This is a genomic window from Lacisediminihabitans changchengi (assembly GCF_016634425.1).
Lineage (GTDB): Bacteria > Actinomycetota > Actinomycetes > Actinomycetales > Microbacteriaceae > Lacisediminihabitans > Lacisediminihabitans changchengi.
Map to the genome: position 1 here is coordinate 358,919 of NZ_JAEPES010000004.1, position 23,871 is coordinate 382,789.

General features: G+C 66.9%; 22 protein-coding genes. 14 read left to right on the plus strand and 8 right to left on the minus strand.

The genetic code is table 11. The features are described from left to right. Positions 1 to 48 precede the first annotated feature (48 nt). The gene (yczR, locus tag IV501_RS12890; RefSeq protein ID WP_200556727.1) at positions 49 to 1,482 is read right to left on the minus strand and encodes a MocR-like transcription factor YczR; all 1,434 of its coding nucleotides are present in this window, start codon (positions 1,480 to 1,482) and stop codon (positions 49 to 51) included. Between the two features lie 61 nt (positions 1,483 to 1,543). Between yczR and yczE the strand changes: the two genes are divergently transcribed. Continuing rightward, a complete protein-coding gene (gene yczE / locus IV501_RS12895) occupies positions 1,544 to 2,176 on the plus strand; it encodes a membrane protein YczE (protein WP_200556728.1) in 633 nt (210 codons plus the stop codon). A gap of 260 nt (positions 2,177 to 2,436) precedes the next feature. On the opposite strand, the gene IV501_RS12900 is transcribed toward yczE, so the two are convergent. After that, positions 2,437 to 3,180 (minus strand): MerR family transcriptional regulator, encoded by a 744-nt coding sequence (locus IV501_RS12900; protein WP_200556729.1) that lies wholly within the window; start codon positions 3,178 to 3,180, stop codon positions 2,437 to 2,439. A 126-nt stretch (positions 3,181 to 3,306) separates the two neighbouring features. On the opposite strand from IV501_RS12900, the gene IV501_RS12905 reads away from it, so the two are divergent. The 5 genes from IV501_RS12905 (at position 3,307) to IV501_RS12925 (ending at position 7,764) form a co-directional block, all read left to right on the plus strand. Continuing rightward, positions 3,307 to 4,107 (plus strand): DUF4097 family beta strand repeat-containing protein, encoded by an 801-nt coding sequence (locus IV501_RS12905; RefSeq protein ID WP_200556730.1) that lies wholly within the window; start codon positions 3,307 to 3,309, stop codon positions 4,105 to 4,107. Continuing rightward, a complete protein-coding gene (locus tag IV501_RS12910; RefSeq protein WP_200556731.1) occupies positions 4,104 to 4,712 on the plus strand; it encodes a PadR family transcriptional regulator in 609 nt (202 codons plus the stop codon). Before IV501_RS12905 ends, IV501_RS12910 begins: the two co-directional genes overlap by 4 nt. Before the next feature lie 112 nt (positions 4,713 to 4,824). Then, entirely contained in the window at positions 4,825 to 6,969 is a 2,145-nt protein-coding gene (locus tag IV501_RS12915; protein ID WP_200556968.1) for an APC family permease, read from the plus strand. Between the two features lie 4 nt (positions 6,970 to 6,973). Further along, complete coding sequence (locus IV501_RS12920; RefSeq protein WP_200556732.1) at positions 6,974 to 7,390, plus strand: fluoride efflux transporter FluC; 417 nt, start codon at positions 6,974 to 6,976, stop codon at positions 7,388 to 7,390. Further along, complete coding sequence (locus tag IV501_RS12925; RefSeq protein WP_200556733.1) at positions 7,387 to 7,764, plus strand: fluoride efflux transporter FluC; 378 nt, start codon at positions 7,387 to 7,389, stop codon at positions 7,762 to 7,764. Before IV501_RS12920 ends, IV501_RS12925 begins: the two co-directional genes overlap by 4 nt. Before the next feature lie 48 nt (positions 7,765 to 7,812). Here IV501_RS12925 and IV501_RS12930 read toward each other — a convergent pair whose 3' ends face one another. Beyond that, on the minus strand, positions 7,813 to 8,847 hold the full coding sequence (locus tag IV501_RS12930) for a LacI family DNA-binding transcriptional regulator (RefSeq protein WP_200556734.1): 1,035 nt from the start codon (positions 8,845 to 8,847) through the stop codon (positions 7,813 to 7,815). Between the two features lie 294 nt (positions 8,848 to 9,141). Between IV501_RS12930 and IV501_RS12935 the strand changes: the two genes are divergently transcribed. From IV501_RS12935 to IV501_RS12950, 4 genes are read left to right on the plus strand one after another with little or no spacing between them, the layout of a single operon-like run. Next, the gene (locus tag IV501_RS12935; protein WP_200556735.1) at positions 9,142 to 10,392 is read left to right on the plus strand and encodes a sugar ABC transporter substrate-binding protein; all 1,251 of its coding nucleotides are present in this window, start codon (positions 9,142 to 9,144) and stop codon (positions 10,390 to 10,392) included. Positions 10,393 to 10,394: 2 nt separating this feature from the next. Further along, on the plus strand, positions 10,395 to 11,540 hold the full coding sequence (locus IV501_RS12940) for a carbohydrate ABC transporter permease (RefSeq protein ID WP_200556736.1): 1,146 nt from the start codon (positions 10,395 to 10,397) through the stop codon (positions 11,538 to 11,540). Then, entirely contained in the window at positions 11,537 to 12,403 is an 867-nt protein-coding gene (locus IV501_RS12945; RefSeq protein WP_200556737.1) for a carbohydrate ABC transporter permease, read from the plus strand. Before IV501_RS12940 ends, IV501_RS12945 begins: the two co-directional genes overlap by 4 nt. Positions 12,404 to 12,446: 43 nt before the next feature. After that, positions 12,447 to 14,477 (plus strand): glycogen debranching N-terminal domain-containing protein, encoded by a 2,031-nt coding sequence (locus tag IV501_RS12950; protein ID WP_200556738.1) that lies wholly within the window; start codon positions 12,447 to 12,449, stop codon positions 14,475 to 14,477. 110 nt (positions 14,478 to 14,587) lie between these two features. On the opposite strand, the gene IV501_RS12955 is transcribed toward IV501_RS12950, so the two are convergent. Next, a complete protein-coding gene (locus IV501_RS12955) occupies positions 14,588 to 15,685 on the minus strand; it encodes an NAD(P)-binding domain-containing protein (protein ID WP_200556739.1) in 1,098 nt (365 codons plus the stop codon). 150 nt (positions 15,686 to 15,835) lie between these two features. Between IV501_RS12955 and IV501_RS12960 the strand changes: the two genes are divergently transcribed. After that, positions 15,836 to 16,069 carry a DUF3073 domain-containing protein gene (locus IV501_RS12960; RefSeq protein WP_200556740.1) on the plus strand — a complete coding sequence of 78 codons (234 nt, stop codon included), beginning with the start codon at positions 15,836 to 15,838 and terminating at the stop codon, positions 16,067 to 16,069. 173 nt (positions 16,070 to 16,242) lie between these two features. Here the strand turns inward: IV501_RS12960 and purM are convergent, their stop codons facing one another. Then, entirely contained in the window at positions 16,243 to 17,340 is a 1,098-nt protein-coding gene (purM, locus tag IV501_RS12965; RefSeq protein WP_200556741.1) for a phosphoribosylformylglycinamidine cyclo-ligase, read from the minus strand. 71 nt (positions 17,341 to 17,411) lie between these two features. Here purM and purF point away from each other — a divergent pair, with 71 nt between their 5' ends. Continuing rightward, positions 17,412 to 18,869, plus strand: coding sequence for an amidophosphoribosyltransferase (purF, locus tag IV501_RS12970; RefSeq protein ID WP_200556742.1), 1,458 nt, complete (start codon positions 17,412 to 17,414; stop codon positions 18,867 to 18,869). An 85-nt stretch (positions 18,870 to 18,954) separates the two neighbouring features. Here the strand turns inward: purF and IV501_RS12975 are convergent, their stop codons facing one another. Then, positions 18,955 to 19,359, minus strand: coding sequence for a hypothetical protein (locus IV501_RS12975; RefSeq protein WP_200556743.1), 405 nt, complete (start codon positions 19,357 to 19,359; stop codon positions 18,955 to 18,957). Positions 19,360 to 19,571: 212 nt separating this feature from the next. Next, on the minus strand, positions 19,572 to 19,934 hold the full coding sequence (locus IV501_RS12980) for a sterol carrier family protein (RefSeq protein WP_200556744.1): 363 nt from the start codon (positions 19,932 to 19,934) through the stop codon (positions 19,572 to 19,574). Positions 19,935 to 19,992: 58 nt separating this feature from the next. On the opposite strand from IV501_RS12980, the gene purD reads away from it, so the two are divergent. Continuing rightward, complete coding sequence (gene purD / locus IV501_RS12985) at positions 19,993 to 21,261, plus strand: phosphoribosylamine--glycine ligase (RefSeq protein ID WP_200556745.1); 1,269 nt, start codon at positions 19,993 to 19,995, stop codon at positions 21,259 to 21,261. Then, a complete protein-coding gene (locus IV501_RS12990; protein ID WP_200556746.1) occupies positions 21,258 to 22,166 on the plus strand; it encodes a phosphoribosylaminoimidazolesuccinocarboxamide synthase in 909 nt (302 codons plus the stop codon). The genes purD and IV501_RS12990 overlap by 4 nt, the downstream gene beginning before the upstream one ends. A gap of 23 nt (positions 22,167 to 22,189) precedes the next feature. Here the strand turns inward: IV501_RS12990 and IV501_RS12995 are convergent, their stop codons facing one another. Then, entirely contained in the window at positions 22,190 to 23,863 is a 1,674-nt protein-coding gene (locus IV501_RS12995; RefSeq protein WP_200556747.1) for a GMC family oxidoreductase N-terminal domain-containing protein, read from the minus strand. Positions 23,864 to 23,871 lie beyond the last annotated feature (8 nt).

The following is a 23,871-nucleotide window of genomic DNA, read 5'->3' on the forward strand; positions in this document are numbered from 1 at the left end:
GCAGGGGGCCTGCGCCAGGCGCGTACTCCGAAGGGAGTAACGCGGTGCTCAGACCACTTCGGCCACGAACGACTGATCGAACAGCGGGCCGCGAGCGAGCGATTCCCAGGCGGCCGATAGAGCCGCGACCGCGCGGTCGGTCTCCTCGGCGGAATAGCTGATCGGGATGCGGAGGAAGCGCTCGAAGGCGCCGTCCAGGCCGAATCGCGGCCCGGCCGCGAGCAACAGCCCCTCGTTGCGAGCCGCGAGGGTCAGCTGCGAGCTGACCGGCGCGCCGAGGTTCACCCACGCGGTGAGCCCTCCCTCGACCCGTGGCATCCGCCAGTCGGGAAAGGCGGCGGCGAGCGCCGAGGTCAGGTGTTCCCGCCCAGCCCGCAGCTGCTGTCGTCGGGTCTCGAGGATGCTGTCGTAGTCGGCGAACAGCCGAGCAACCAGCAGCTGCTCGAGCGTGGGAGTGCCGAGGTCGCCGGCCATCCGTGCGCGGGCGAGTTTTTGGATGAGCTGCCGCTCCGCCCGGATCCAGCCCACCCGCAGACCACCCCAGAGGGTCTTGCCGACCGAGCCGATCAGCACGGCCGGCCCGTAGGCGGCCAGCGGCAGGGGGGTCTCGGCGCGATCGATGTCAAGTTCGGCCATGGTCTCGTCGGCGACGATGGTCGTCCCCTGCGCTGACGCGAGGTCGAGCATCCGTTGCCGCAGCTCCGGCGACATCGTGCAGCCGGTCGGGTTCTGGAAGTCGGGCATGACGTACCCCATGGCGGGGCTGGTGCGCTGCAACGCCTGCTCGAGGCCGGGGACATCCCACCCTTCATCGCCCTCGCCCAGATCCGTGGTCACGCTCACCGGGACGAGTCGGGCACCGGTGAGGCGCAACGCCTCATAGGCGTGCGGGTAGCTGGGCGATTCGACCAGCGCGCTGTCACCCCGACCGAGCAGCGTGCGCGAGAGCAGGGCGATGGCATGCTGAGCGCCGATCGTCACCATGATCTGCTCGGGCTCCGTCGGCAGGCCGCGCGCGGTGTAGCGATCGGCGATCGCCCGGCGCAGCACGGGCAGCCCGATCGGATCGAAGCCGGTGTCGCCCAGGTGCGCCGGCAGGTCCTCCGCGGCGAGCACCGCCGCACGCGCGACCAGCGCAGAGGCGGGAAGTGCGGCCTTGCTGAAGTCGAGGTAGCCGCCTGCCGTCGGCTCGTTCTGAAGCGGGGAGCGCCCGGGCAGCCGCGCGACGCTGCCAGACCCACGGATGCTGTCGAGGTATCCGGCATGCCGCAGCTCGCTGTACGCGGCCGTCACCGTCGTGCGGCTCACGCCCAGCTGCGCGGCGAGCTCACGCTCGGCCGGAAGCCGGGTGCCGAGCGCGATGCGCCCGTCGAGCACCAGCAGTCGCACGCGTTCGGCGAGCGCGGTGTAGGCCGGGCTCGCCGTCGAACCGCGCCACTCCGCCACGAGGGGGGCCAATATCCGAGCCGAGAGGGATGCCATCGGGCCACTTTATGCGAATTGGCATCTTGATAACAGGCCAATTCTGCAATTGGCTACGTCTATGCATCCGTCCCTGATCCTCAGTCGCCGCGTCGCCCAGCTGCTCGTCGGCCTGTTCGCCTACGGCTTCGCGATCGGGATGATGGTGCAGGCCGGCATCGGCGTCGCGCCGTGGGACGTGCTGTCGCAGGGCATCGCTCTCCACACCGGTATCCCGTTCGGCTGGGTCACCAACATCATCGGTGGGGTGGTGCTGCTGCTGTGGATCCCGATCCGCCAGAAACCGGGCCTCGGAACCCTGCTCAACGTGCTGCTCGTCGGCACCAGCGCACAGGTCGGCCTCACTCTCGTTCCCCCGCAGCACGAGTGGTGGTCGCAGGCGTTGTTGTTCGCCGGCGGGCTCGCCCTGCTCGCCGTGGCGACCGGGCTCTACATCGGCGCGAACTTCGGGCCGGGCCCGCGCGATGGACTCATGACGGGCATCCACCGCCGCTTCGGCTGGCGCATCTGGTTGGTGCGCACCGCGATCGAGGTCACGGTACTGGCCATCGGCTGGCTGCTCGGCGGCAATGTCGGCATCGGCACTGTCGCCTTCGCGCTGCTGATCGGCCCGATGGTCACCGTGACGATGCCGCTGCTCGCCGTGCCAGTGGCGCGCACGCGCGAAGTCGTCGAAGCGGCTGTGGTGTCATGATCGCCTCGCTGCCACGTGCTGCGATCGTGCTCTGGGCAATGCTCGCCACGCCACTTCCACAATGAAGCTAATCCGAACTGAACGACATCCGAACTGAAGCCACTTCCGAACTGAGCCACTTCCGAAATGAAGGTGATTCTCGAGACACGCCGCTCATCCAGCACGAAAAGGGTGTGTCGCGAGAAAATCTCCTTCATTTCGGAAATGGGCTGAGCTCCTTCGGTTCGGAAATGCGGGAGGCCAGTTCCGAAATAGCGGAGCTACAGCTCGCGGTCGGCGAAGATCCGCATGGCGTCGCGCACGAAGGTCGCGCCATCGACCCCGCCGTAGTTCGCCGCGAACCGCTCGTCTGCGACATACATGTCGCCCAGGCCGACGAAATACTCGCGGTCCACCGCAGGCAGACCGGGTATGCCGCTCAGCCAGTCGAACTGGCGCCGCGCTAAGGCCTGCGCACCCTCGCTCCCGACGGGGATTCCGGATGCCGCGGCCTCCCGCCACCCCGTCAGCAGCGAGTCCTGCCTCTCCCGCCAGCGCGCACGCTCCCCGTCGGACATGCCGCGCCACCACCGGTCGCCGTCCGCGTAGGATTTCGCGCCCCACCGCTCCTCGACCTCGTCCCGATAGACGGTGTGATCGAACCCGTCCAATGCTTCTTCCGCCATCAGTCCTTCTCCTGTTCTCAGTTTCTCGATCGTCGACTCGACCGTGCCGATCTGGCGATCGAGCCGGTCCTTCTCCTGGCGCAACCAGCGCAGGTGGGCGCCCAGGGCATCCGCGTCGTCGGTCTGCCCGGAGAGCAGTTCGCCGATAGCGGGCAACCCGAGCCCGAGATCGCGCAGCAGCAGGATGCGCTGCAGTCGCACGAGCGACGCCGCGTCGTAATAGCGGTAGCCGTTCGCCCCGATGCGGCTCGGCGCCAACAGTCCGAGCTGGCCGTAGTGGCGCAGCGTGCGGGAGGTGGTGCCCGAGAGGCGTGCGATCTGCTGAATTGACCAGTCCATACGCATGACCGTAGAGCTTGACGTCGCGTCAACGTCAAGAGCGAACTCTTGCATCGATCGGACATCGAGATATATCGTGTTCGTGTCGCACTCGCGATATATCTCGAATCATCGAAGGGAGCCGAGATGGCTCAGGAGAAATGGCTGGTGGATGGCGAGAAGGTCATCGACCTCGAGAACATCCACAGCCTGAAGGTCAGCATGATCGGCGGATCGATCAACATCGTCGGGCACGACGAGCCGGGCACCCGCGTCGAGGTGCACGCTGTGCGCGGCAAGTCCCTGCGAATCGCGGTAGACGGTGACCGCCTGGAGGTCGACCACCCACAACTCAGCTGGGACAACTTCATCGAGGTGTTCAGCAGCTTCACCGGCCGTGCCAGCGCCGACGTGAGCATCATGGTGCCGCGCGATGTCGCCCTCAAATTCGGCGTGGTCAGCGCCAACGCCCTGATCAGTGGACTCAGCACCAACGCCACCATCAGCACCGTCAGCGGCGACGTGGTCGTCGACGACCTCACCGGCGCCGTGCAACTCAATGCGGTGAGCGGGGAGATCGCGGTGCGCGGCCACCACGGCACCATCGGCGCCAAGACCGTGAGCGGCGACATCACCGCCACCGGCGAGATCGACAAGTACTCGAGCGACAGCGTCTCGGGTGACGTCTTTCTCGACCTCACCGGCACGCCCGACGTGGTGCGGGTGAACACCGTCAGTGGCGACGTCACCATGCGCCTCGCCGCTGGCCTCGCCGCGCAGTACACGATCTCCACCGTCGGCGGAAAGATTCAGCTCGACGACTCCGAGATCCGCGGCGTCAAGGGCAGCTACTCGGGGCGCTACGGCAACCTCGACCAGTACTGGCTCGAGTTCCGCGCCAACACCGTCAGCGGCAACATCAGCGTGCTTCACGCGGTGAGCGCATGACCCCGGTATTCGGCCACGGCCACCTGCGCCTGTACCTGCTGAGCCTGCTGTCTGAGCGCCCGATGCACGGCTACGAGCTGATGCAGGCACTCGGCGATCGCTTCGGCGGCACCTACATTCCGAGCGCTGGCACCATCTACCCGCGCCTTGCCAAGCTCGAAGACGAGGGCCTGGTCACCAAGGCCGCGGATGGTCGCAAGACCGTCTATGCGATCACGGATGCCGGGCGCGCCGAACTCGAGGCCCGCGCCGGCGAGCTCGACGACATCGAGAACGACGTCACCGACTCGGTGCGCCGACTTGCAGACGAGGTACGCACCTCGGTGGGCGATGCCATGAAGACCCTTCGCGCCGATCTCGCCTCCGCGGCACGGGATGCGAGACAGGATGCCCGACAGTCCGGTCGATCCAGCCGGGTCGAGCCGGAGTCTGTGACCATCACCTCGCGACTGCGCGAGGCCGAAGCGGTGGTCACCGAGTTTCGGCATCAACTGCGTGCCGACCTCCGCGTGATGGCCGCACACGGTGAGCTCGGCGAGGGAACGGTCACTTTGCTGCAGACGCGGTTGGACGAGGTGCGGAAAGCCGTACGCGCGGGTTCGTGATCGAGGGAATCTTCTCGGTTACTGAGATGTTAGGAACGGATTGCGCCCCTCGGCGAGCGCGGGTGTATCGTCGCACCTCGTGACTAGCGAAGTTCGGTCGCCCAAGCGGTGGCTGATCGGGGAACCGCTGGCGTCCGAGAAAATCGAAGGCCAGCTCCTCCCGAAGCATTTGGCGTTGCCTATTTTTGCTAGCGACGCCCTGTCTTCTGTTGCGTACGCGCCGCAGGAGCTTCTCCTTATCCTTACCCTCGGCGGGCTCGCGTTTTTGAGCTTCGCCCCATGGGTAGCTGCCGCCGTGGTGCTGCTGCTGATCGTGGTCGTCGCCTCCTATCGCCAGCTGATCAAGGCGTACCCGTCCGGCGGTGGCGATTACGAGGTCGCCCATCGCAATCTGGGCGAGAAGGCCGGCCTGGTGGTCGGATCCGCTTTGTTGGTCGACTACGTGCTCACCGTCGCGGTCTCGGTCGCATCCGGTGTGGACAACATCATCTCGGCCTTCCCCCAGCTGAATAACTACCGCGTCGAGATGGCGATCGGCTTCGTCGTCGTGCTGGCTGCGATCAACCTGCGCGGAGTTGCCGAGTCGAGCAAGGCCTTCGCGCTTCCGACCTACCTTTTCATCGCCAGCGTCGGGACCATGATCATCGTCGGTCTCGTGCGAGTCGCCCTCGGTGACGCCCCCATCGCCGCCTCCTCGGTGTTCACGGTCAAAAACCCGGAGCACCTGGCCCAGCTCGGCTTCATCCTGCTGCTGCTTCGGGCCTTCGCCAGCGGATGTTCGGCGCTCACCGGTGTCGAGGCGGTCGCGAACGGCGTGCAGGCGTTTCGCCACCCCAAGATCAAGAACGCCCAGGGCACGCTGGTGCTGATGGGTTCGATCGCCATCGTGCTGTTCGTCGGCCTGATGGTGCTCGCGCTGATCAGCAAGGTGCACTACGCAGAGTCGGCCTGCGATTTGCAGGGCTTCACGGACTGCACCACGGCGCCGCAGACATCCGTCATATCCCAGATCGCCGCCGCCGTCTTCCCGGGCAACGGCTATTTCATGTTCTACATCATCCAGGGGACGACGGCGCTGGTGCTGCTGCTCGCCGCGAACACCGCGTTCAACGGCTTCCCGCTGCTCGGTTCGGTGCTGGCCCGCGACAACTACGCTCCCAAGTCGCTTCAGACGCGCGGTGACCGCCTGGTGTATTCGAACGGCGTGCTCGTACTCAGCGGCGTCGCCATCCTGCTGCTCGCGGTCTATCGCGCCAACCCGACCGCGCTGATCCAGCTCTACATCATCGGCGTCTTCGTCTCGTTCACGCTCGGCCAGACCGGCATGGTCGTGCACTGGACCAGGATGCTGCGGGCCGGCTGCGCAAACCGCGGCCAGGTCTATCGCTCCCGGGCCATCAACGCCATCGGTGCGATCTTCACCGGCCTCGTGCTCATCGTGGTGACGATCACCAAGTTCACCCACGGTGCGTGGCTGGTCTTCGCCATCATGCCGGTGCTCTTCTACCTGATGTTGCGTATCAACCGGTACTACAAGAAGGTCGCGCAAGACATCGAGGTCGACCCGACCACCACGTTCGGTGCCACCGGCGACCACGCGATCGTGCTGGTCGGCCGCATGCAGAAGCCGATTCTGAAGGCCCTCGACTACGCCATCGCCGCGCGCCACGAGAGCATCGAGGCGATCCACGCGAACATCGACGAGAAGGCGTCCGAGCAGCTGTCGAAGCAGTGGGACGAGATGAACATCAAGGTGCCGCTGCGCATCATCCCCTCGCCCTATCGCGACATCAGCATGCCGCTGATCAAATACATCAAGGCCCGTCGGGCCGAACATGGCGCCGAAGTCATCACCGTGTACACCCCGATCTTCATCGTGGGCCACTGGTGGGAGAACCTGCTGCACAACCACAAGGCCCGCCGCATCCGCCAGAAGCTGATGCTGGTGCACGGCGTGACGGTAGCCATCGTGCCCTGGATGCTCGACTCGTCCAAGCAGCTCTACCACCGCCCGAATCGCCCGCTTCCCGGCCAGGATCGTCGTGGCGAACCACGTCGCCCGGTGATGCGCACGCCTCTTCCCCCGGCCGCTCCGGCGACTCGCGGCGCGTCGAGCCAGTCACGGACACGGAGCGAGCCCCAGGTCGACCGCGCCGCACGGGCCATTCCGACCACCGCCAAGACGGCCGCGCGCGCCACGCCGGCCGACGGAGGCTCCACGACCATCACCAGCGAAAAGACTCCGCCCGTACACTGACAGTGTGAGTTTTCGCCTCCCAGCTGCTGATATCTGGGCGGTTGCCGCCGGTGGCGTGATCGGGTCGGGTCTCCGGTACGGCATCGACCTGATCTTCCCGTTCGCAGACCCCGTCTTTCCCTGGCAGACGCTCGCGATCAACGTCACCGGCGCCTTCGCTCTCGCCCTGGTGACGGGGTCGCTCTGGATGCGCCCGTCGACACCGAGCTGGGTGAAGGCCGGTGTCGGCACCGGTGCCATCGGTTCGTACACCACGTTCTCGGCTTTTGCCGTCTCTCTGTTCTCTGAGCTGATCGCCGGCCACTGGATCACCCTCGTGTTGTATCTGCTCTGCACGATGGTGCTCGGCTTCGCCGCCACGGTGCTCGGACTCCGTCTTGCCAATCGCGCTACGTCAGACGACGGCAGGGTGACCCGATGAGCGCCATCGTCTTCCTCGCGGTCGTGGTGGTCGGCGCGGTCGGCGCACTGCTCCGGTACGGCCTATCGCAGGCCCTCGCCCGCTACGCGTGGTTCCCTTGGGCCGTGCTCGTCGTCAACGTCGTCGGCGCCGCGATCGGTGGAGTGTTCCTGGCGCTCCTGCATCATGCCGGCCTGGCCGACGAGTGGTACACAATCGCCGTCACCGGGTTCGCGGGCGGCCTCACCACTTTCAGCACCTGGTCGGTGCAGACGATCCTCTTGGTGATGACCGGCCACTGGCGCACGGCCGCGGTGAGCGTCGGCCTCAATCTCGTGGCCGGGTTCGCCGCCGTGGCCGCGGCGTACGGCATCGTGACGGCCGCTGTCGGCTGATTCGCCGCGCGTGCCGGGACGTGTCGGCGAAATGGCCCGACAGTACGGCTAGCTCAGGGCGAGGGTGCGGGTGACGAGGCGCGGGGTGATGAGTCGGTGTCGGGCATCCGTTGCCTCGGCATCCCACCCCACGACATCGTTGCCACGCTCGCCCAGCAGCAACATCAAAACCCCGTCGGCCACCTCGTCCACCGGCTGCTCGACGCTCGAAAGGCCGATGGCCGCGGCGACGGGGGTGTTGTCGTAGCCGATTACCGGGATGTCCGGGCCGAGCGCCAGCAGGGCACCCAGCGCGAGCGAGTCGCTTGCGCTGACGACCCCCTCCAGCACGACTCCCGAGTCGAGCAGCGCGCGCACGGCGTCGCGGCCCTGCGCGACGCCGTCTTCGGAGGCGACATCGAGTGCCGCGATCTCGCCCTCGGTCAGCGCGGTCGTCTCGCGCAGGGCATCCCGCCAGCCTCGGCGACGGTCGTCTCCGGTGCCCGATGGGCTCGGCCAGCCGAGGAAGGCGATCCGCTCGGCGCCTGACGCCGTGAGCGATCGGGTGGCTTCGCGAAGTCCTGCCCACCCGTCCACATCGACCCAGCGGTGCTGGGGATCGTCCATGTCGTCGATGCCCCACGGTCGCCCGAAGGTGACGAAGGGCACGTCGTTCTCGATCAGCCATTCGGTGCGGGTGTCGCCGTAGAACGTCGAGGTGAGCACGAAAGCGTCAACATCGGCGCCGTCGCGCAGGCGCGCGAACTGGCGGATCTCGTCGTCGGGATCGCGAGCGGTGAACAGGGTGATGCGCAGCCCGCGGGCATCTGCCTTTTCGGTGAGGGCGTGCAGAAAGCGGTCGAGCACGGCGCCGGAGATTCCGTTCGCCATCGGGTCGAGCCGCACACCGATGGTGGAACTCTTGCGGGTGCGAAGGCGCCGAGCGGATGCGTGCGGCCGGTAGCCAAGCTGCCGGATCGCTTCTTCGACCCTCTCCCGGGTGGCTGGGCGAACCAACTCCGGCGAATTGAGAACGTTCGACACGGTCTGTCGCGAGACGCCGGCCATGCGCCCGACGTCGAGCACGGTGGGGAGCTGCGTCACGCCGACCTCCGCTCGGTATTCGATCGTTCCAGTGTGATCGAGGCTACCGCCTCCGCTGTTGACGGGCGGTGATGGCCGGGTTAGAGTCGACAACGAATTTGATCGATCAAATAGCCGACGACGACGCCAGGTCTTGAACGATCAAATAGCAACCCGATGGAGGGCGCATGCTGGCGAGATCGATGCCCGGCCACTCCCCCGTCTTGCCGGGATCCCCGTCCGCCGCAGCGGACATCCGCATCTCCGGCCCCCTCGCAGTGCCCACTCGGGCACCATCCCCCCAAGGAGAATCACATGCAACGACGCACTTCTCGCTGGCTCCTCGCCGGCGCCTTGGCCGCATCGGGAGCGCTCGCGCTCACCGGCTGCGGCTCCGGATTCAGTAGCGGAGGCAGCACCGACAACGGAGCGCTGACCTCCTCGAACAAGGCTCTGACCGTGTTGATCGGATCGAGCGGCGACGCAGAGACCGCTGCGGTCAAGTCCGCGGTAGCCGACTGGTCGAGCTCGTCCGGCACCACAGCGACCGTGTCGGCCGCCAGCGACCTCGCCCAGCAGCTTGCCCAGGGCTTCTCATCCGGCAAGCCTGCCGACGTGTTCTACCTCTCCACCGATGCGCTGGCCGGGTTCGCCTCGAACGGCTCTCTGCTCGCCTACGGCGACAAGTTGAGCAACAAAGGCGACTTCTATCCCAGCCTGGTCAAGTCGTTCACCTACGACAAGAAGTTCTACTGCGCGCCCAAGGACTTCTCGACGCTCGCTCTCGAGATCAACACCGACATGTGGAAGGCCGCTGGCCTCACGGATGCCGACGTGCCCACCACCTGGGACCAGCTCGAGACCGTCGCGAAAAAGCTCACCACCGCCGACCACGTGGGTCTCGGCATCGGTGGCGAGTACGCCCGGGTGGGCGCCTTCATGACGCAGGCCGGTGGCAACCTGATGAACGCCGACAGCACCAAGGCCACGGCCGACACCGAAGCGAACGTGACGGCGCTCGACTACGTCAAGAAGCTCGAGAACGATGGAACCCTGAAGTTCGCCAAGGATCTTGGCGCGGGGTGGGGCGGAGAGGCCTTCGGCAAGGGCCTCGCGGCGATGACGATCGAGGGCAACTGGATCACCGGCGGTCTGCAGGCCGACTACCCCGACCTCAAGTACACGATTGTCCCGCTGCCGAAGGGGCCGGCCGGCGCCGGTACCCTGCAGTTCACCAACTGCTGGGGGATCGCCGCCGACAGCCCGAACCAGAAAGCCGCGCTGAAGCTGGTCGAGAAGCTGACCAGCGCGAGCGACCAGCTCGCCTTCTCGAAGGCATTCGGTCCGATGCCATCGATCCAGTCCGCTGCCGCCGAGTGGAAGAAGGCGAACCCGACCCTGGTTCCGTTCCTCGACGCCGCCGACTACGCCAAGGGCGTGCCGGCAGCCAAGGGTGCAGCTGACGTGGTGACCGACTTCAACTCGAAAATCGAGAGCCTCGCCACCAGCGACCCGAAGACCATCCTCGAGTCGACCCAGAAGAACCTCGAAGCGCTGGTGAAGTAGCGATGACGACCATCCCGAGGCAGCCGAGGCTCTCCGAACGGCGCCGGGCATCCGGTATCCGTCGCGGTGAGGCCGCCTCGGGGTGGCTGTTCACCGCGCCGATGCTGGTCCTGCTCGGACTGTTTTTGGTGATCCCGGTGCTCATGGCGCTGTCGGTGAGCTTCTCCGACTGGGGTGGGCGCGGCAGCCCGTTTGCGGGCGGCGTGGGTTTCGTCGGCCTCAAGAACTACGCGGCGCTGCTGGGCGGCGGCGGTCTCGCCGAGCAGGACTTCGGCACCGCCCTGAAGAACAACGCCTGGTACGTCGTGCTGGTAGTTCCGCTGCAGACAGCGGTTGCCATGTTCCTCGCGGTCATGGTGAACCGGCAGATCCTCAAGGGTCGAGGCTTCTTTCGCACCGCGTTCTACTTCCCCTCGGTAACCAGTTCGGTCGCGATCACCGTGCTCTGGCTGTTCCTGTTCAACTCGACCGGCGCGGTCAACAAGCTGTTGTCGTTCATCGGGGTTACCGGGCCGAACTGGTTCAACGACCCCAACGGGATCTTCCACTTCGGGGTCGATACGGGCCCGGCGTTTCTTGAAAAATCGACGGCCCTCGGCATCCCGCTGTGGGACTGGGTGGGCGGGCCATCCGTCGCCATGTCCGCGTTCGTTCTCCTCGCCATCTTCACCACCAGCGGCACCTTCATGCTGCTGTTCGTCGCTGCGCTGCAGAACCTCAGCGGCGAGGTCTACGAGGCGGCCGAGATGGATGGTGCGAACGGTTGGCAACGCTTCTGGCGAGTTACCCTGCCGCAGCTGCGACCCACGCTGTTCACGGTGTTGACACTCGGACTGATCGGGTGCTGGCAGGTGTTCGACCAGATCTACACCGGCACCAAAGGCGCACCGGGCAAGACCACGCTGACGCCCGCATACCTCTCCTATCAGGCCGCATTCCAGAATCAGCAGTGGGGTCAGGGCGCCGCGATCGCCTTCCTTCTGTTCGTGATCATCGTGCTGTTCACTCTGCTGCAACGCTGGGTGCTGTCGGAGAAGAAGGTGTCCAAGCGACGCATGCGCGCCTACCAGCTGCCACCGGGCGGCAATGGCGACGCCAATTACGCAATCGCCGCGACGGCGACGACCAGGCGGGGTGACGACTCATGACCACCCCGACTCTCCACCGGCGCGAGACCACCCCAAGCCGCGTCATCCTCGGCCGCTCTGTGCTCTACGCGGTGCTGATCGCCATCGCGGTGATCTACATCTTCCCGTTTCTCATCGACGTCGCGACGTCGTTCAAGACCGAACCGGATGCCGCGAAAGACCCGCTCTCGCTGGTGCCGGCCACGATCACCACCGCCGCCTACGAGAAGCTGTTTCTCAATTCGGACTTCCCGATCTGGTTCAAGAACTCGGCCATCGTCACCATCGTCGTCACCCTGGGACGGGTGTTCTTCGATTCCCTCGCGGGCTATGCGCTGGCGCGACTGCACTTTCGCGGGCGCTCGGTGATCTTCGCCGGGTTGATCGGCGTGATGTCGGTGCCGAGCGTCGTCTTGCTCATCCCGAAGTTTCTGGTGATCAACCAGCTCGGCATCTACGACTCCTATGCGGGCATGATCATCCCGCTGCTCACCGACGCGGCCGGCATCTTCATCATGAAGAACTTCTTCGAGTCGATTCCCCAGAGCGTGGAGGAGCAAGCCCGCATCGACGGTGCAGGAACATTCCGGGTCTTCTGGTCAGTGGTGCTGCCGATGGCGCGCCCGGCTCTCATCACGATCATCATCCTGTCGTTTCAGGGTTCGTGGAACGAGCTCAGCCACTTCATCATCTCGACCCAGTCGCCGGACCTCACCACTCTGACCAAGGGTGTTGCGTCCCTCGCGTCGGGACAGCTGAGCCAGGGTACGCAGTATCCGCTCAAGCTGGCCGCGGCCGCGATCATGACCATCCCGGTCGCAATCGTGTTCTTCATCTTCCAGAAACGGATCATGAACAACAGCGACGGTGCGGTCAAGGAATGACCGCACCACTCTGCTCCCTCCCCCCGACCTCCTGAGGAAATACATGGTTTCACAGCCCCTGCTCCACGACGCGACGGTAATCCTGCGCGCGCCCACCCAGGCGTGGTCTGCGCCGGATGGTGCCATCGGCGACAAGCCCATCCACGGCATCTACCATTCGGATGTGCGGGTCGTGTCGAGCGAAACGGTGACGGTCGGCGACCTCCCGGGCGAGCACATCGCCACCTCCCCCGGTGCTGCGGACACCGTCACCTTCGTGTCGCTGCTGCGGCACCTGGACGACACCGCCCCCGACCCCCGGGTGCGCGCCCTCCTCACCCGGACGGTGACCGCCGGCGGTGCCAGCAGCACACTGACGGTGGAGTCCACCCTCACCCAAGACGTGACCACCACCGTCGTCGTGCGCATCGAGAGTGACCTGGCCGCCATGGAGCTCGTCAAGTCGGGCGACCGTGGCGAGCCGGTGACCATCGACGTGGTCGGCGCTACCGCATCCTGGTCGAACGGACCGGTGTCGGCATCCGTCACCGCCGCGGGCGCCGAACTGGTTACCGACGAGCGCGCACTCGAGCTGCGCTGGACCGTGCTCATCCCCGCCAAGGGCTCTGTCGATGTCGGCTGGCATTACACGATGTCCGATGCCGAGGCGGTGGTGCGGGGCGTGACCACCCCGGTGCCGTGGAGCGTGCCCGTGCTGGCCGCCGGCGACGATCGGCTCGCGCGCTGGGTGAGCCGCGCGCTCGACGACCTCGACGGGCTGCGGTTGACCACGGCGCACTCCTCCGGCGAGTTTCTCGCCGCCGGCGCGCCATGGTTTTTCACCCTGTTCGGGCGTGACTCGATCTGGGCCGCGCGCTTCATGCTGCCGCTCGGAACGGCGCTCGCTGCAGACACCCTGCGGGTGCTCGCCGGGCTTCAGGGAACGACATCCGTCGCGGAGACCGCCGAGCAGCCGGGAAAGGTCATGCACGAGCTGCGCCGAGGTCAGCTGACCATTCCCGGTGAGGGAATCTCGCTGCCACCGCTGTACTACGGCACGGTCGACGCCACCCCGCTCTGGGCCTGCCTGCTTCACGACGCCTGGCGCTGGGGGATGCCCGACGACGAGGTGCGCGCGCTGCTGCCGAACCTGGTCGCTGCACTGGAGTGGATGCGCGACTTCGGGGATGCCGACGGCGACGGGCTGCTCGAATACGTCGACGAGACGGGCCACGGACTGTCGAATCAGGGCTGGAAAGACTCGGGCGACTCGGTCCAGTGGCGCGATGGCAGCCTGGCCGAGGGGCCGATCGCGCTCTGTGAGGTGCAGGCATATGCCTACGAGGCCGCGACGCATGGTGCCGATCTGCTCGATCACTTCGGGCTTCCCGGCGCGGACGAATGGCGCGCATGGGCAGCTCGGCTGCAGACGCGGTTTCGTGAGATGTTCTGGATCGCGAGCGACGACGGCGCCTACCCGGCGATCGCTCTCGACGCTCAGAAGCGCGCGGTCGATACCGTGACCAGCAACCTGGGCCATCTGCTCGGTACGGGGCTGCTGGATGACCGCGAGGCGCGCCTGGTAGCCCGCCGTCTGGGCTCACCCGAGCTCGACTCCGGCTACGGACTGCGCACCATGTCCACCGACTCGGTCGGGTATTGGCCCTTGAGCTATCACGGCGGCAGCGTCTGGGCTCACGACACCGCCATCGCCATTTCCGGGCTCACGCGAGACGGCTTCCACGCCGAGGCCAGCTCGCTCGCCTCCGGTCTGCTGGCCGCGGCCGCCGGATTCGACTACCGGATGCCGGAGCTGCACTCCGGCGATGCCGCGGCCGCGACATCCGTTCCCCTTCCGTACCCCGCCGCCTGCCGCCCACAAGCCTGGTCGGCCGCGGCCGCGATCTCGGTGCTGGGCAGCACGCTCGGACTCGTGCCATCGGCTCAGGACGGCAGCCTGCACGTCTCGCCGTCGACCACGGTGGGCGCGCTCTCGGTCTCCGGCCTACGACTCGGGACAGCGGATGTCGCGATCCAGGTCAGCACAGACGGCGAGGTCATCGCGGCCTCCGGCGCCGACATCACGGTCGGCTAATTCCGCCGATTGAGTAGCGCCCGGGGAACGAGGACGCGCATCGAAATCCACCACGGAATGGGTTTCGATACGGCTGCTCCTTCGTCGCGGCCTACTCAACCCACGAGGGGCTAGTGAGCGAGGTTCGAGAGGGTCGCCACAACCTGGCGGGCGATCATCCGTCCGGCGCGGTTGGCACCGATGGTGCTCGCCTGCGGGCCGTAGCCGGCGAAGAAGATGCGCGGATCTTTCCAGGATGCGCCCTGGCCGACCAGCATTCCTCCCTCCTTCTCGCGCAGCTTGAGTGGTGCGAGGTGACGCAGCTCCGGGCGGAACCCGGTTGACCAGATGATCGCGTCGGCGTGCTGGAAGCTGCCGTCGGCCATGCGTACGCCATCCGGTTCGATGGCGGTGAACATCGGCTTCGCGTCGAGAACGCCCCGCTCGATGCCGGCCTGGATGCGGCGGGTGCGGGGCACTCCGGTTCCACTCACGATGCTCGGCAGCGCGCGGCCGGCGCGGGCCGCCTCATCCTGCATGGCCACCGCGGCGACCGCCGTCTCCACATCGAACTCGCCGTCGCTGAACTCCACTGGGCGTCGGCTGACCCAGGTGAGGTGCGCTGCCACGTTCTCGAGCTCGAGCAGAAAGCCGATCGCAGAGGTGCCGCCGCCGACCACCACGACATCCTGGTCCGCGAACTCCTCGGCACTGACGTAGTCGGTGGTGTTGACGTGGCGCCCGGCGAACTCTGCCATTCCGGGGTACCAGGGCAGAAACGGCGAGCCCCAGGTGCCGGTGGCGTTTACGACGATGTCGGTGACGATCTCGTCTCGGCCGTCGGCGCCGACGTATTCGACGATGAGTTCCGTGCCGCGGTTATAGACACTCTTCACCTCGGCGGGGCGCACGATGGGCAGCGCGAAATGTTGCTCGTACCGCTCGTAATAGTCGGCAACGACGTCTTTCGCCGGTGCATGGCGGTCCGCGGTCTCGAAGCTGATCCCGAGCTCATCCATGCCGGGCAGGTCGTTGATGCGGTGCGCGGAACCGATGCGAAGAGCTTCCCACCGAAACTGCCAGGCGCCGCCGGTGGACGGACCACGATCGAGCACCACATATTCGGTGCCGGGCTGCAGCCCGAGCCTGCGCACGTAATACGACACCGAAAGCCCGGCCTGACCGGCTCCGATCACCACAACGGAGGTGCGCGAGGGGGCAGATATCACGCGACAACGTTAGCCGCCCAGGGTGAGAGCCAGGGCAACGAGCGGGCACAAGCTCGCATGCTAAAGTTATGCTTTAGATTTTGTGGATCCGTTGGTCGGTCCCGGGCTTCTCATCTCTCACCCGGGCAAGAATCGTGAGGGGGTCAAGCCATGGGGCGCGGCCGTCAAAAAGCTAAGCACACGAAGGTAGCCCGGGAGCTGAAATATTTCAGCCCGGACACCAACTACAACGCGCTCGAGCGCGAGCTGACGCATCCCTCCACGGGCGCTCCCGTCGACCCGAAGCTCGAAGAAGATCTCGAGAAGTGGCCGGAGTTCAACTCCGTCGTCGACGACGATGATGACTACGAGGAATACACCCCGGGTCAGGGTCGCACGGCGTAACTGGCTCTCCGTCGGTTGAGTAGCGCGCGAGGAACGAGCACGCGTATCGAAACCCACCACGTGACTGGTCTCGATGCGCGGACGCGCCAGAGCGCGTGCGCTACTCGACCGACGAAGTGGGCAGCGCGTGCGCTACTCGACCGACGAAGTAGGCGACGCGCCGTTACGCGCCGTTACGCGTAGGTGCCGAACAGTCGCACCGCTCCACCGTTGACGCCCTTGGCGCCCTGCTCGAAGCCGCCGAAGTCGCGCTCTCCGAACGAGATCTGCCCAACCGACCACGCGGGGATGCCGCCAGCCTCGATGCGCGCGATCACGCCGGCCGCAGCATCCGCCGCGACCACCGCGAACATGCCGATGCCGAGGTTCCAGGTTCCCTCGGTGTCTTCGAGGCTCATTCCGCCCCACTCTGACAGCACCTGAAAGACGGGGGCAGGGGTCCAGGTTGCGCGGTCAACCTCGACCCAGCTGCCGACGGGAAGCACCCGTGCGAGGTTGGCCGCGATGCCGCCGCCGGTGACGTGGCTGAGCGAGTGCACCGCTCCGGCAAGTTCGGGATCGGCGAGCAGCTCGAGCAGCGGGGTCGTGTAGAGCCGCGTCGGCTCGAGCAGAACCTCGCCGACGTTCCCGCCGAGTTCCTCCGAGAAATCGGTGTAGCCCACGCCGCGCTCGGCCAGCACGTGCCGCACCAACGAATACCCATTGGAGTGCAGGCCGGATGACCCCAGCGCCACCACCACGTCACCATCGGTGACCCGGTGCGCACCCAACAGTTCGTCCGCCTCCACCGCGCCGACCGCTGCCCCGGCGACGTCGTAGTCGTCCGGACCGAGAAGTCCGGGATGCTCGGCCGTCTCGCCGCCGACCAGCGCGGTGCCGGTCTCGGCGCAGGCGAGCGCGATGCCGGCCACGATGTCGGCGATGCGGGTGGGATAGACCTTGCCGCAGGCAATGTAGTCGGTCATGAACATGGGCTTCGCGCCCACCACCACGATGTCGTCGACGACCATGCCGACCAGGTCGAAACCGATGGAATCGTGCTTGTCGATCGCCTGGGCGATCGCGACCTTGGTGCCCACGCCATCCGTCGATGTGGCGAGCAGCGGGCGGGTGAAGGGCTTGAGGAAGGAGACGTCGAAGAGGCCGGCGAATCCGCCCACCCCGCCGAGCACCTCGGGACCGTGGGTGTTCGACACCGCGGACTTCATGAGTTCTACGGCGAGGTCACCTGCTGCGGTGTCGACTCCTGCTTCGGCGTATTTGCTGGCCATCCGAGTTCCGTTCCGCGGCATTTAGACTGGTCGTAATCCCCCCAATTCTACGGTCTGGAGTCTGCGCGCGAATGTGCGGCATTGTCGGCATAGTTTCTTCGGAACCGGCCAACCAACAGCTATACGACGCTCTTCTGCTCTTGCAGCACCGCGGCCAGGACTCGACCGGCATCGCCACGGCGGAGGGTCGCACCTTCCACATGGTGAAGGCGAAGGGGCAGGTGCGGGAGGCATTCCGCACCCGCGACATGCGCAATCTCCCGGGCAACATGGGCCTCGGCCACGTGCGTTACGCCACCAAGGGCAACGCGGCCAACGAGCAAGAGGCGCAGCCCTTCTACGTCAACGCGCCGTACGGCGTCGTGCTGGTGCACAACGGCAACCTCACCAACACGCGTGAGCTCACCGAAGAGCTGTTCAACATCGATCGTCGGCACCTCAACACCACCAGCGACACCGAGCTGCTGGTCAACGTGCTCGCCCACGAGCTGCAGGCGCAGGTGTCGGGTCCCGACCTCGACGCGGAGCAGATCTTCGCCGCGGTCGAGCGCGTGCACGAGCGGGTCGAGGGGTCGTACGCGACCATCGCGATCATCCCCGGCCATGGTCTTCTGGCGTTCCGCGATCCCTTCGGCATCCGGCCTCTGGTGCTGGGCAAGCGCACCCGCGGCCTGCTGCACACCGAGTGGATCGTCGCCTCCGAGTCGCTGGTGCTCGAGAGTGGCGGCTACGAGATGGTGCGGGATGTCGCCCCGGGCGAGGCGATCTTCATCACCCCGAGCGGCGAGATGGTCTCCAAACAGTGCGCTCGTAACGCGCAACTGATCCCTTGCTCATTCGAGTACGTCTACCTGGCCCGCCCCGACTCGATCATGAACGGCATCTCGGTCTACGAGGCCCGCCTGCGTCTCGGCGACCGGCTCGCCGACACCATCGCCAAGTACACGCCGATGGGCGACATCGACGTGGTCATGCCGATCCCTGACTCTTCCCGCCCGGCCGCCATGCAGGTGGCGCAGAAGCTCGGCGTCGAATACCGCGAGGGCTTCTACAAGAACCGCTACGTCGGTCGCACCTTCATCATGCCCGGCCAGGCCGAGCGCAAGAAGTCGGTAAAGCAGAAGCTGAACGCCATGGGCAGCGAGTTCCGCGGCAAGAACATCCTCATCGTCGACGACTCGATCGTGCGCGGCACCACCTCCAAGGAGATCGTGCAGATGGCCCGCGAGGCCGGAGCGAACAAGGTCACCTTCACCTCGGCCGCGCCCCCCGTGCGTTTTCCTCACGTCTACGGCATCAACATGCCGTCACGCCAGGAGCTTGTCGCCCACGGCCGCAAGATCCCCGAGATCGCGACAGAGCTCGGCGCCGACTACCTGATCTTCCAGGAGGTCGCCGACATGCAGGCGGCAATCATCGAGGGCTCGAACGTCTCCGCCCTCGAGATGAGCTGCTTCACCGGCGAGTACGTCACCGGAACCGTCAGCCCCGAGTACCTCGCCTGGGTGGAGCGCACGCAGCTCAGCTAGCCGCACTCTGCTCGGGCTGCCTTCTCCCCGGTGAGTTGCATGTTTTGGCTGTTTTCAGGGTCTGAGAGCAGCCAAAACATGCAACTCAGGGCTGGGGGGAGGCGTCGTCGTCATCGGGGTACGGCAGCGGGTCGACCGTGGTCTGCTCGGCCGGCACGCTTTTCGCGCGGCGGTACGAGACCCGGTCCAGGATTATCGCGACCAGCGCACCGAGCACGACGCCGGCGGGGATGCCGTAGAGCAGAAAATAGCCGACCGTCGCGATGAAACCCGTCGCGGGGTCGGTCGGGAACGCCGCCGTCACGATGATGGTGACGATCGCGCCAATCGCGCCACCCAACACCAGGAACACCGGCACCTTGGGCGCACGACGGATGCTGACCCGCGAGGTCACCACGCGGGCGATGGGCTCCACGGGCTCGGGTGCCGTCTCGGCACTCCCATTGGCGGGACTCTCGGGCGCGCTCTCGTTCGGGGGCGTGGTGCTCATCCCCCCATTGTCCCCTGAGCTTGCTGAGCGTCGCGACTCACGCCATTCGCCGGTCGAGTAGGCCGCGACGAAGGAGCAGCCGTATCGAGACCCACCGCACGGGGGTTTCGATACGCGTCCTCGTCCCTCGGGCGCTACTCAACCGGCGAACTACGCGTCCTCGTCCCTCGGGCGCTACTCAACCAGCGAACTGCGCGTCCGGCGGCAGGAAGTCAGCGCTCCCAGCGCAGCGGCAGCAGGGCGGCGAGGTCGGCGCGGGCGCCGGACGCCGCCACGCGCCCCTCCGCGACGGCGGCGGCCCAGTCGGTGCCGCCGGTGGCCAGCTCGAGCCAGGTCAAAGCATCCGTCTCGACTACGTTGGGCGGGGTGCCGCGGGTGTGGCCTGGGCCCTCGACGCACTGAACCGCGCCGAACGGCGGCACGCGCACCTCAACGGAGTTGCCGGGGACGTCTTCGGCGATCACCTGCAGCAGGTAGCGCACGGCGAGAGCAGTCGTCTCGCGGTCCGGTTCGGTGGCGAGCGCGCGGCGAACCGCCTCTGCTCCCTGGGCGTCGGGGATGGTGGGAGTAGGCATACCCCTACGGTACTCGGATGCGTGGTTGCGGCATCGGTGCACTGGGTACGCTTGCCCAGTGAGAATTCTCGTCCTCGGTTCCGGCGCCCGCGAACACGCGATCGTCACCGCCCTGTTGCGGGAGTCCCCGCGTCACGACATCACGGTCGCCCCCGGTAACGCCGGCATCGCGGCCAGTGGCGTGGAGGTGATCCACCTCGACCCGAGCAACCCCAGCGTCGTGACCGAATTCGCGCTGGAGAACAACACCGAACTGGTCGTGATCGGGCCGGAAGCGCCCCTCGTGGCGGGTGTAGCGGACGCGCTTCGGGAGCACGGCATCCCGACCTTCGGCCCCGGCAAGGCCGCCGCTGCCCTCGAAGGCAGCAAGACGTTCGCCAAACGCATCATGGAGGTGGCGGGAGTTCCCACCGGCCGTGCCCAGCGCATCGGGAGCTTCGAGGATGTCGCTGCCGCGCTCGACGAATACGGCGCCCCCTACGTGGTCAAGGCCGACGGCCTCGCCGCGGGTAAGGGCGTCATGGTCACGAGCGATCGCGACGATGCCCTGGCTCATGCCCGCTACTGGCTCGGCCACGGCAGCGTGTTGATCGAGGAGTTTCTCGCCGGCCAGGAGGTCTCGCTCTTTTTGCTGAGCGACGGCCACAACGTGCTCCCGCTCTCCCCCGCGCAAGACTTCAAGCGCCTACTCGACGGCGACGAGGGCCCGAACACGGGCGGCATGGGTGCATACTCGCCGCTGCCGTGGCTGCCCGCCGGCTTCGTCGACGAGGTCATCGACACCATCGCGCTGCCGACCGTGCGTGCGCTTGCCGCCGAGCAGACCCCGTTCATCGGTCTTCTGTACTGCGGGCTGATCATCACCGACGCCGGCGTGCGCGTGATCGAGTTCAACGCCCGCTTTGGCGACCCGGAGACCCAGGTGGTGCTGCCCCGCCTCGTCACCCCGCTCAGCGGTCTGCTGCTCGCGGCCGCCAGCGGCGAGCTCGGCGGCCTGCCCCGGCCGGAATTCTCGGATGACGTGGCCGTCACGGTCGTGCTGGCCAGCGAGGGCTACCCCGAATCTCCCATCACCGGCCGTCGCATCGTCGGGGTGGACACCGCGCTCGCCATCCACGGCGTGAGCATCGCGCACGCGGCGACCGCACTCGCCGACAACGACCAGGGCGATTCCGACCTCATCGCCACGGGCGGCCGCGTGCTCAGCGTCGTCGCGACCGGTGCCGACTTCGCCGAGGCGCGATCGCGCGCCTACCTCGCGCTCGAGGCCATCGACCTCGAGGGCGGCCAGTACCGCACCGACATCGCAGCGAAGGTAGCCGAATGACCGAACTCGCGGGCTGGACTCACGCCTACTCCGGCAAGGTGCGCGACCTCTACGTCGATATGGGCGTGACCGACCTCGAGCACGCCCGCCGCGTGCTCATGGTGGCCAGCGACCGCGTGAGTGCCTTCGACTACGTGCTGGAGCCGGGCATCCCGGGCAAGGGCGAGCTGCTCACCACCCTCAGCCTGTGGTGGTTCGACCAGCTGGAGGGCATCCCGAATCACCTGCTCTCGGGCATGACGGAAGACGCGACCGGTCAGCCGGCCACCGAGATCCCCGACGCCGTGCAGGGCCGCGCCATGCTGGCCCGCACGCTGGACATGTTTCCGATCGAGTGCGTGGTGCGCGGATACCTGGTCGGGTCGGGCTGGCTCGAATATCAGCAGAGCCAGACGGTGTGCGGCATCCCGCTGCCGACCGGGCTGCAGAACGGCGACCGCCTGCCCGAGCCCATCTATACCCCCGCGTTCAAGGCGCCGATGGGGGCGCACGACGAGAACATCAGCTTCGAGCGCACAGTCGAGCTCGTCGGGCCGGAGATCGCGGAGTCGCTGCGCACGCTGAGCCTGGAGATCTTCCGCCGGGCATCCGCCATCGCCGCGAAGCGCGGGCTGATCCTCGCCGACACGAAGTTCGAGTTCGGTGCACATCACGACACCGGGCTGATCACGCTGGCCGACGAGGTGCTTACCAGCGACAGCTCCCGGTATTGGGATGCCGCGACCTACGCCGCCGGTGGCCCGAACCGACTGGACAGCTTCGACAAGCAGATCGTGCGCAACTGGCTGAGCGCCAACTGGGACAAGACCGGCACCCCGCCCGAACTTCCCGCCGAGATCGTGGCCCAGACGGCCGCGCGGTATCGCGAGCTGATCGAACGCCTGACCGGCGGCGGAACAGACTGACCGGAGAGCGGATGATCGAGCGGTCAGTCGCCGCGCCGGATGAAGCCGGAGATCAGCTCCCCGACGAGCACCGCGGTGGCGGCCGGCCCTCGTGTCGGCGTGATCGGCAGGATCGACGTGTCGGCGACCCGCAGCCCCGGCACCCCGTGAACCCTGCCGAACTGATCGACCACCGCTGCCGGATCGGTCGCAGCGCCGAATGGCGCGCTCCCACACAGATGGATCGCCGTGCCGAGGTGGCCGAGCATCCAGGAGTCGAGCGCGGCATCATCCTCGAGCACCACGTCGGTCAGCTCGGTGAGACGGCGGAAGAGCTGTCGGTACGCCCGGCTGCGCAGTAGCGCCACCGTCGTGCGCACCGCCTCTCGCATGCGGGCGCGGTCGCTCTCGCTCGAGAGGTAGTTGTAGTCGATCCCCGGCTGCACCGTCGGGTCGGCGCTCTCCAGGGTGATCTGCCCGCGCGAGGTCTCGGCCTGCACGGCGACCAGAAGCGCCAGATCGTTCTGGTGCGCTACCTGCTGCCCGAAACGCCGGAGCGACACCCCTCTCATGGCGCGCGCCGACCGCAACGGATGCCTGGCCGCCGCCCGCACCCCGACCGCGGTGCTCTGCCCGCTCCCGGTGAGCAGGTACCCCATCGGCTTGAGCAGCGGGATGATCTCCAGGTCGCCGACATGGGGAGATCCGGCGGCAGTGAAGTTGAGACACGACGCCATCGATTGGGTGGTCGAGTAGTCGACGATGTCGCGCAACGGCTCCCAGCCGACAGCGAGCTCCGGATGATCGCTGAACGCCCGGCCGACGGGCAGGTCGGCGATCACGGGGATACCGAGCTCCTCCAGCTGTTGGCGCGGTCCGATGCCGGAGAGCAGCAGCAGATGTGGCGATTTCACCGATCCCGCCGAGAGCACGATCTCCCTCGCGCGGATGATCTCGATCTCCCCCCGACAGGAGACCTCGACCCCCACAGCTCGCCCGCCGTCGAACACCACCCGCCGCACATAGCTTTCGCCCTGCACCGTCAGATTCGGCCGCGATCTCGCAGGGTTGAGGTAGGCGATACCAGTGTTAAGACGTATGCCGTTAGCGGCATTCATCGGGATCGGGCCGTAGCCGGGCTCGGTCTGATCGTTCTTGTCCGGCTCGGCGACGAAACCGAGTTCGGCTGCCGCCCGAGCGAATGCTCTGGTTGCGACGTGATCCTGCGGCGGGCGCTCGACCACCATCGGGCCATCCTCACCGTGCACCGCCGAGGCTCCGAAATCGAGATCGCGCTCCATCCGGCGGTAGACCGGCAGCGCGTTCTCCCAGGCCCATTCGCCATTGCCGCCCGCCGACCAGCGGTCAAAATCCTCGCGCCGGCCACGGATGAAATATGCGCCGTTGATGGTGCTCGAGCCCCCGAGAATCTTGCCGCGGGCGATGGAGTACGGCAGGTCGGGAGTGAGGTGGCCGAGGAAGGACCAGTTGTCGGGGTAGCCGGGGAGAGCGCCGCGGACCGTGCCGGGGTCGAGAAGCTCCGGCGGGAAGTCATCCGTCGCTTGCGGGGTCGGCCCGGCCTCCAGCACGAGCACGCGACGCTGCGGATCCTCGCTCAGGCGAGCGCCGACGACAGCCCCGGCCGAACCCGCGCCGACGACGATGACGTCGTACTCGATGACGTCGTACTCGATGACGTCATCGTCGGGGGCGGGCATTGCCCCAG